The following is a 965-nucleotide window of genomic DNA, read 5'->3' as shown; positions in this document are numbered from 1 at the left end:
ATTGTCTGCAAGCGTCCAGGTGCCGTCACCATTGTTCACTGCCGGATAGTCAACACCATCCACGTTCACCACCACAGTGGCTGTCGGATCGTTCACTGTACCGGTTAACGCAGGTGTACTGTCATTCGTCAACACATCATCAAGTAGAACCACTGGCGGTGTGATGTCTGCAGAGACTGTACCTGTACCTGGCAATGAAATATTGCCTGCAGGGTCAGTGGCTGTTGCAGTCACTGTATCGCCATCCACTAGGTTACCTGGGTTTGGTACTGACCAGCTGCCATCTGTGCCTGCTACCACTGTTGCAGTGGTACCGTCAGGGAAGCTCACAGTCACTGTAGAACCAGCTTCTGCTGTACCTGTAATTGGGTCTGTCCCGTTAACCGGGTTAATTACTGGAGCATCAGGTGCGGTGGTATCAATTGTATAAGTTTGTGTATCATTAACAGTGCTGCTATTACCTACTGCATCAGTGAAGGTTACTTTGGCATCAATTGTTTTATCTGCATCCGCTGTTAAACCACTACCAGGCACACTTACTGTCCATGTACCTGCTGCACTGTCTACAGTTGCAGTATAAGTTACCCCATTAATAACAACTGTAACGGCTGTAGTAGCCGCATCTGAAGGAACGTTTGTCAGAACACCAGTAATCGTGACATTGCCAGCCGCTTCTGATGCATTAACCACATTATCAGCTGTTACTGAATCAACTGCGAAGTTGACACCATCGGTATTTGGACCAACTGCATCGACAATAGCTGTGCCTGGTAATGATGGGTTACCTGCTGGATCTGTAGCAATCGCCTCAACTTCATCGCCATCATTCAGACCAGGGTTTGGCACAGTCCACGTACCGTCCGGTCCTGCTACAACACTTGCTGTACTACCGTCCGGATAAGTCACAGTCACTGTTGAACCAGGTTCTGCTGTACCTGTAATCGGGTCTGTCCCGTTAACCGGGT

At 49.0% G+C, this 965-nt stretch carries 1 protein-coding gene; it reads right to left on the bottom strand.

The window, feature by feature from the left end:
* The coding region (locus tag J690_RS0104860; protein ID WP_155762603.1) for an Ig-like domain-containing protein at nt 1–965 on the bottom strand (965 nt) is incomplete at both ends.

The organism is Acinetobacter sp. 742879, from assembly GCF_000588535.1.
GTDB lineage: Bacteria > Pseudomonadota > Gammaproteobacteria > Pseudomonadales > Moraxellaceae > Acinetobacter > Acinetobacter pittii.
The sequence above is the reverse complement of the archived record's forward strand: the minus strand, read 5'-3'. Positions and strand labels throughout refer to the sequence as shown.